General features: G+C 48.4%; 9 protein-coding genes. 4 read left to right on the forward strand and 5 right to left on the reverse strand.

The annotated features are described in order from the left end of the window. The first annotated feature begins 176 nt into the window (after positions 1–176). The 4 genes from AC1S52_RS00620 to ftnA all read left to right on the forward strand — a co-directional run bounded on the left by AC1S52_RS00620 (position 177) and on the right by ftnA (position 4,130). Positions 177–869 carry a FeoA family protein gene (locus AC1S52_RS00620; protein WP_482027104.1) on the forward strand — a complete coding sequence of 231 codons (693 nt, stop codon included), beginning with the start codon at positions 177–179 and terminating at the stop codon, positions 867–869. Next, the gene (gene feoB / locus AC1S52_RS00625; RefSeq protein ID WP_482027105.1) at positions 866–3,217 is read left to right on the forward strand and encodes a Fe(2+) transporter permease subunit FeoB; all 2,352 of its coding nucleotides are present in this window, start codon (positions 866–868) and stop codon (positions 3,215–3,217) included. The genes AC1S52_RS00620 and feoB overlap by 4 nt, the downstream gene beginning before the upstream one ends. Before the next feature lie 23 nt (positions 3,218–3,240). Continuing rightward, positions 3,241–3,531 carry a FeoC-like transcriptional regulator gene (locus AC1S52_RS00630; protein WP_482027106.1) on the forward strand — a complete coding sequence of 97 codons (291 nt, stop codon included), beginning with the start codon at positions 3,241–3,243 and terminating at the stop codon, positions 3,529–3,531. 65 nt (positions 3,532–3,596) lie between these two features. Next, positions 3,597–4,130 (forward strand): non-heme ferritin, encoded by a 534-nt coding sequence (gene ftnA, locus AC1S52_RS00635; protein ID WP_482027107.1) that lies wholly within the window; start codon positions 3,597–3,599, stop codon positions 4,128–4,130. 396 nt (positions 4,131–4,526) lie between these two features. Here the strand turns inward: ftnA and AC1S52_RS00640 are convergent, their stop codons facing one another. The 5 genes from AC1S52_RS00640 to AC1S52_RS00660 form a co-directional block, all read right to left on the reverse strand. Further along, on the reverse strand, positions 4,527–4,985 hold the full coding sequence (locus AC1S52_RS00640; RefSeq protein WP_482027108.1) for a DUF2214 family protein: 459 nt from the start codon (positions 4,983–4,985) through the stop codon (positions 4,527–4,529). Between the two features lie 44 nt (positions 4,986–5,029). Next, positions 5,030–5,431 carry a NifB/NifX family molybdenum-iron cluster-binding protein gene (locus tag AC1S52_RS00645; protein WP_482027109.1) on the reverse strand — a complete coding sequence of 134 codons (402 nt, stop codon included), beginning with the start codon at positions 5,429–5,431 and terminating at the stop codon, positions 5,030–5,032. Between the two features lie 51 nt (positions 5,432–5,482). Continuing rightward, positions 5,483–6,019, reverse strand: coding sequence for a cytochrome b6-f complex iron-sulfur subunit (petC, locus tag AC1S52_RS00650; RefSeq protein ID WP_482027110.1), 537 nt, complete (start codon positions 6,017–6,019; stop codon positions 5,483–5,485). A gap of 35 nt (positions 6,020–6,054) precedes the next feature. After that, on the reverse strand, positions 6,055–6,267 hold the full coding sequence (locus tag AC1S52_RS00655; protein ID WP_482027111.1) for a YgaP family membrane protein: 213 nt from the start codon (positions 6,265–6,267) through the stop codon (positions 6,055–6,057). A 313-nt stretch (positions 6,268–6,580) separates the two neighbouring features. Next, positions 6,581–7,002: transposase (locus AC1S52_RS00660; protein WP_482027112.1), on the reverse strand; the 422-nt coding region annotated here is incomplete at its 5' end.

Consider the following 7,002-nt stretch of genomic DNA (forward strand, 5'->3'; position numbering starts at 1 on the left):
GTAACTGCAAAGCTAAATCATCCAAACTTTCCTTCACTTCGATTGAGGTAACACCCACCATTGGCTGAGTCTGAAACACTACTTCTCAGTCTAAATCATTTGCCTTCTACTCAATTTAAATTGGTATAAGATAATTGAAAATAGATTTCAGTTGACTATCTTTGTGGGGAAAGATCATGAATAGTGGGGATAATCTAGTCAATCATTGGATGGCTGACCTGCAACCCAACCGTTGGCAGGGGTTTCTGTATGTCAGCGATGCGGTCGTCGAGCCATCTGTTCAGGCAGACTTGCCACTAGATGTGCCAGAGAATTCCCTCAACGCCAGAGTTGTTCCACTGTCCACGATGCAGGTGGGCGATCGCGTCCGTATTGTCTCTCTCAACTGTGGTGAATCGAATAACCGCTTGATGGCAATGGGATTGCTACCGGGTACAGTGCTGGAGGTGATTAGTAGCACGGCAACAGGTTCGGTGATCGTGTCACTGCAAGATCATCGCTTGGGCTTGGGTACAGAGATGGCACAACGAATTCAAGTCATTAATACAGACCAACCCATAGAGGTTCCTCAACCGATTCCGACGACAACCATAAAAACCATGCAAACCACCCCTGATATTTCCCCTGTCAAACTGCGAGATGTGGCGATCGGCTCAGCGTTACGAATCATCGGCTATGAACCGACCACGCGAGACTATAAGCGCAAGCTACTGGCAATGGGGTTAACGCCCGGTACGGAGTTGCGCGTCACGCGCCATGCACCCCTGGGCGATCCGACTGAAATTGAAGTGCGTGACTTTCACCTGAGTCTGCGAAAAGATGAAGCCGATGCCCTGATTGTCGTACCTATCGCTGGAGGACAGTCATGACACAAGCAACAATCGGATTGGTGGGCAATCCCAATTGTGGCAAAACCACCCTGTTTAATGCCCTGACTGGAGCCAATCAGCGGGTGGGAAACTGGCCGGGTGTGACAGTCGAGCGCAAAGAAGGTAGCTATCGCGCTCACGGTCAGCTAGTGACGGTCGTTGATTTGCCCGGTGTTTATTCAGTGGATGCGGAAGAAACCACGACTGGACTGGATGAACTGGTAGCACGAGATTACCTGCTGTCTGGTACGGCGGCTGTGGTTGTCAACATCGTGGATGCTTCTAACCTGGAGCGAAACCTCTATCTCACCACGCAGATCCTGGAAATGGGTGTGCCGATGATCATTGCCCTCAATATGATGGATCTGGCGGAAAAACGGGAAATTCGCATTGATTCCCAGCTATTATCCAAACGATTGGGATGTCCGGTGATTCCCCTCTGTGCCCATACCGGAAAAGGAATGCCGCAGTTAAAAGAGGTGGTGCATCAGGCTTTGACCCATCTCACAATTCCCCACACTTATGTTGCCTATCCCCCGGTGATTGAAGAGGCACTGACGGATTTAATGCCATCGCTGGAAGCTCAGGCGATCGCCAATCCTGCCCATGTCCGCTGGTTTGCGTTGAATCTGTTGCAGTACGACGATCGCCACCTCCCAGATCTGGGACAGACTATCCTCCACCGCATCGCCGAGCATCGTCACCGCATTCATCAAACGCTGGGAGAAGATACGGATTTATTGATTGCAGACAGTCGCTACACCTGGATTCGGCACCTTATTCAGGGTGTTACCGAACGAACTAATTTGGTGAGACAAACGCTATCCGATCGCATCGATCGGGTAGTGCTAAACCGCTGGCTGGGGATTCCCATCTTTTTAGTAGTGATGTATTTGATGTTTCTCGTTGCCATCAATTTGGGTGGTGCTTTTATTGATTTCTTTGATATTGGCGTGGGCACCATTTTTGTTGGCGGAACGGCTCATCTATTGGGGCAAGTTAATGCTCCCGGATGGTTGATCGGATTGTTAGCAGATGGGGTCGGTGGCGGGATTCAAACCACCGCTACGTTCATCCCGCAAATTGGTTTTCTATTTATCTTCCTAGCAATTCTGGAAGACTCTGGCTACCTGGCACGGGCAGCGTTTGTCATGGATCGGCTGATGCGGTTTATTGGGCTTCCGGGTAAATCCTTTGTCCCAATGATGGTGGGTTTTGGTTGCAATATTCCTGGCATTATGGCGACCCGGACGCTCGAAAATCGGCGCGATCGCCTCATGACCATCCTGATGAACCCGTTTATGTCCTGTGGTGCCCGTCTGCCCGTCTATGCCCTGTTTGTGGCGGCATTTTTCCCTATCAACGGTCAGAACATCGTTTTCCTACTCTACATCCTGGGTCTTTTGGCAGCGGTCTTTACTGGACTGGTAATGAAGCGGACTCTATTCCGGGGTGATGCGGCTCCCTTTATCATGGAGTTGCCACCCTATCATATTCCCACGGTTAAAGGTGTCCTGATTCGCGCCTGGGATCGGTTGAAGGCATTTATTACCAAAGCCGGACGGATGATTGTGTTCATGGTGCTGATCTTGGGATTAATCAACGCGGTTGGAGTCGATGGTTCCTTTGGCAAACAGGATAGTCAGGATTCGATCCTGAGTGCCTTCAGCCGTACCATTACCCCCGTTTTCACGCCAATGGGGATTCAGCAGGAAAATTGGCCCGCTACGGTGGGATTAATGACCGGGGTGTTCGCCAAGGAAGTGATGGTTGGCACAATGGATTCCCTCTATACTCAACTGGCAGAGCAGTCCTCTGGAGCCAGCGATGAAGCAGAACCGTTTGATTTTTGGGGCGGGATTGGAGCAGCCTTTGCTAGCATTCCCGCGAACCTGGCAGACCTGACGAATCAGGTACTTGATCCGATCGGACTTAGCGTTCTGAATGATACTGGCGATCAACAAGCCGCCGCTGAAGCCCAGGAGATTCACTACACCACCTTTGGGCAAATGGCAACTCGATTTGGGAGCAAGACTGCGGCGATCTCCTTCCTGCTCTTTGTGCTGCTCTACTTCCCCTGTGTCTCCGCCACGGCAGCGGTCTACCGTGAAACCAACCTGGGCTGGACTGCCTTCGTCGGAGCCTGGACCACTGGACTGGCGTACTGGGTGTCCGTGTTTTACTACCAATTCATGACGTTTAACCAACATCCCGGCAGTGCGATCGCCTGGTTGGTGGGTCTATCCTTATTCATGTCCGCAACTCTGGTGGGATTGAAATGGTTCAGCGATCGTCGTCGCCTTCCACCAAAGAGTTCCAGCCGTCCGAGAATATTGACTAATCAATAATCAGACGGATGGGGTGACAGGGGATGCAATATCCTCTCATTCCCTTATCCATTCCCACACCCTATTCCCCACTCCCCATGATTCTGCAACAACTGCAATCCTATCTCCGTACCCATCCCCAAACGTCTCTGGAGGAACTTGCCCGTCAGTTTCAAACCGATGCGGATGCTCTGCGAGACATGCTCAATTTGCTGATTCGCAAGGGGCGAGTTCGTAAACTGGCACTCAAACAATGTGGTGGCTGCCATAGCTGTGCGCCGGAGAGTTTGGAACTGTATGAGTGGGTGAATTCCGGTTCTAGATCAAGAATCTAAATTCTCTGCCCTGGGGTTCTCGTCATATAGTTTAATAGTAATTAAGTCATAAAAAGGACGTTACCATGCTATCCCAAGCGATGATTGATCGGTTGAATGAACAAATCAACCTGGAAATGGTTTCGTCTCACCTTTATTTGCAAATGAGTTCTTGGTGCGCCTACAAAGCGCTAGATGGCTGTGCCACCTTTCTGAGCCAACATGCCGATGAAGAAATGATGCACATGCGTCGTTTGATCAGCTATCTGCAAGAGACGGGGGCATTCGCTATTGTGGGTGGCATGGACGCACCGCCGAGGGAATTTAACTCATTACAGGAGATGTTTGAAAAGATTTACATCCATGAACAGTGCATCACTACCAAAATCAACGAGCTAGTTCATCTGGCAAATACAGAACCCGATTATTCCACCCTACAATTTCTCCAATGGTATGTCGCAGAACAACACCAGGAAGAGTTTTTGTTTAAGAGTATTCTCGACAAAATCAAACTGATTGGCACAGACGGACAGGGGTTGTTTTTTATTGACCGCGAAGTCGCTGCACTAGCTGTCAACAAAGGGAAGGAAGCCACATCCATCTCACCTGCAAGTGCTTAATCCTTGATCCTAGTACAGTAAACAAAAAGTTTTGAAGGGGTGAAGGGGTGGAACCCCTTCTTGGGAGGCGAAGCCCCCAAACCCCCATGTTGCAAAATTTAGTGTTTGCAACACTAGTACAATTCATACGACACAAACACCAAAAACAACATCCCCTACACCCTTGCAAAACAATGTCTGAGCCAAGAATCTTTTAGCTTCTTCTGTGCCACAAATGACCATCGGATGCCGAGAATAAAATTCGATCGCACCCGGTAGCTTACCAATACCCAAGCCAAAAGTAGTCAAATCAAAATAGTGAACATCCTCCTCGATAAATTGGGCGATCGCTTCGTCTGAAAGGATACTCCTCGCCGCAATTTTGATCGCTGATTCTTGTCAGCCTTTATGTAGAGATTAAAAAAGTCGCATTCCCCGTGCTAAAAATGCGGCGAACAAGGGAATGAGGGCAAACCCGATGATCTCCGCTCTAATGAACCAGGAAAGCCGTTGCACTTGCGGTAACTCTAAACTGGGTGGTTCGCTATCTCGCAAGCCCTTCACCCATGAGACAAACGAAACGGTGGGATAGAGCGACAGCAAACTCACCAGGATAAAAATCCCGACTTTGGTGTAAAAAACTGGGCTACTGAGGTAGTAAGCAGTTCCTTTACCAAAGTAGATGACTCTTAGAATCCCTGTAATCAGAATTGTGGTTGCCGATAAGCCGTAAATGGCATCTGCTGTGACTACTCTCCAGGCATCTGCCAAACTGAGATCTTTTTTCAGCAGCGTTTGACTCTCAACCACCAACGCCCCAAACGCTAGCATGAAGCTCAAATAGTGCAAGTATGCTGTAATCGCACTTCCCCACATGGATTTCCCTGTAATAGTATAGGTGCAGTATTTTTGACAGGAACTTATTCCTGATTGCACCCGCACTCACCCTCATGGATATGTCCATCTTCGTGGTGATGGTGATGTTCAACTTCTTCTGGAGACAGAATGGCGAGAGAACCTGCAAGATAGGTGGTAATGGCTGTATCTGGGTCAGTTTCAGGGGTGATAATGGGCTGAATCCCCTTAGATTCCAAACGACGTGCTAATCCACGCCCCATGCTACCGCTAATCAAAATTTGTACAAAATCCAGGGGATGCGGATCTTTAGGGGAACTCTCATGAAAGCTCTGGTCTTTAGAGAGTTGTAGCAGTTCTTTGTTTTGAATAGTGGCATTGTCTGCATCATAAATCCAGAATTTTTGACAATGTCCGAGATGTCCAGTTACAGTGGTCTGATTTTGGCTGGATACGGCAATTTTCATGAGCTTTCTGATTGGTTGAGTTTGAGAGGGTTGATGGATGATGCGGCATTGTTAGACCCACCAAGGCTTTTCCCCAGTCCGTGGATCGGTTTCTGTCCACGGTGAGATCAAAATGCTATTGTCAATGACGGCAACATGGAAGATTTTAAGCGGGAGGGGAGCAGGACCCCTTATTACCGACCCATCTGGTGCATAGAGAGAACCGTGACAGGGGCATTGGAACTGTTGATCGTTTGGATTCCAGGGAAAGGTGCAGCCCAGGTGGGTGCAGTTATCCAGTATCCCAATGCTGTCTAGGGTGTGATCTGCCTTAACGATTAAATAAGTGGGTTCGCCGCCTAGACCTGCAACCAGCGCGCGGCTTCCTGGCTCCTCTGCCAAGATTTGTGCGGCTGGGATTGGATTACCCAGGATATCTTTGGCTATCATGGCACCCCCTACCCCTGTTTTTTCTACTGGAGGAATGAAGAATTTGCCAGCCATGTAGAGCGCAGAACCTGCGGTGGCAGCAACGGTGGCTCCAGTGATGAAGTTGAGAAGTTGCCGCCGGGATAGGGATGGACTTTCGATCGGAAGACTAGTGTCCATGAAGAACCTCTTTAACAATTGACGAGTGAATCTCTTTAAAGTTGCTCATTGGGCTGGCTGGTATGAATGCCCAGGAGGCGATAAAGACCGCAAAAGCCGACCAGGGCTGTAACCATCAATACGCCACCCGCAACCACTAGTCCAATCCCCAAGCCTGTACCGTTGTAAGGAAACAGTCCCAGATAGAATAATGCCGAAGCCAACAGTAAGCGGATCAGGCGATCGATGGAACCTACATTCGTTTTCATAGCTGAGATCTCCATTATTGAGCGGATTGCAAAAACCTTGGTGCAATGATGCAAGTATTGACTCTCAAGGCGATCGCAATTTTTGTAGCTTTACCTTGATAGTATAACCAATTAGTTATAAAATGATAAAGTGTCTTTAGGCGGATGTTTTAACAGTGATCACCTGTGCTTTTAGACATTTAGTGATCTTCTCTGCCTGCTGCCCGAAGATTCAAGATAGGGGGAAATCGGCACCGTTTTTATCTCAGCTACAAGACTGCTAAACCCAGAAGTGTTGAATCCAGATATAAAACTTCATATTTCAGTGGACACTTCAATGGACAAGTGCCTCTGGGAGGAAATCATAGCTCCAGTGGACGATGGAGCAACGACGACTGAATTCTAATTGTAAATAGCGAAACTTATACAACAAACGATGACCATAAAAGGCAGGACTTTCCATCAACTCTAGAATCAAATAGGCAATCAGTACCAAGTAGATGTGAATCATCACTCCGTTAATGCTTTTACAAATCATGCGGTCGATTTTGAGATGCATTTTCAAGAACTTCCACCTCAGTTCAATGTACCAGCGGTTACGATAGATTTCACCAATCTCCTCATTGATCATCTGATCTAAATTTGTCGCCAAGCGAAACTCACTTCGACTCTCCAGGTCACAAAACCAAACAACGCGATACCGTTGATGGTCAAGTTCGGTTTTCATGTTGTTTTTGAGCCGCACGACGAAGCGCG

It is taken from the genome of Kovacikia sp. CALU 1929 (assembly GCF_056784235.1).

Bases quoted from the DNA above. Each gene is read 5' to 3' on its own strand.
- ftnA (WP_482027107.1), top strand. From the start codon at position 3,597: ATGCTATCCCAAGCGATGATTGATCGGTTGAATGAACAAATCAACCTG.
- petC (WP_482027110.1), bottom strand. From the start codon at position 6,019: ATGGACACTAGTCTTCCGATCGAAAGTCCATCCCTATCCCGGCGGCAA.
- AC1S52_RS00655 (WP_482027111.1), bottom strand. From the start codon at position 6,267: ATGAAAACGAATGTAGGTTCCATCGATCGCCTGATCCGCTTACTGTTG.
- AC1S52_RS00620 (WP_482027104.1), top strand. From the start codon at position 177: ATGAATAGTGGGGATAATCTAGTCAATCATTGGATGGCTGACCTGCAA.
- AC1S52_RS00645 (WP_482027109.1), bottom strand. From the start codon at position 5,431: ATGAAAATTGCCGTATCCAGCCAAAATCAGACCACTGTAACTGGACAT.
- AC1S52_RS00640 (WP_482027108.1), bottom strand. From the start codon at position 4,985: ATGTGGGGAAGTGCGATTACAGCATACTTGCACTATTTGAGCTTCATG.
- feoB (WP_482027105.1), top strand. From the start codon at position 866: ATGACACAAGCAACAATCGGATTGGTGGGCAATCCCAATTGTGGCAAA.
- AC1S52_RS00630 (WP_482027106.1), top strand. From the start codon at position 3,241: ATGCAATATCCTCTCATTCCCTTATCCATTCCCACACCCTATTCCCCA.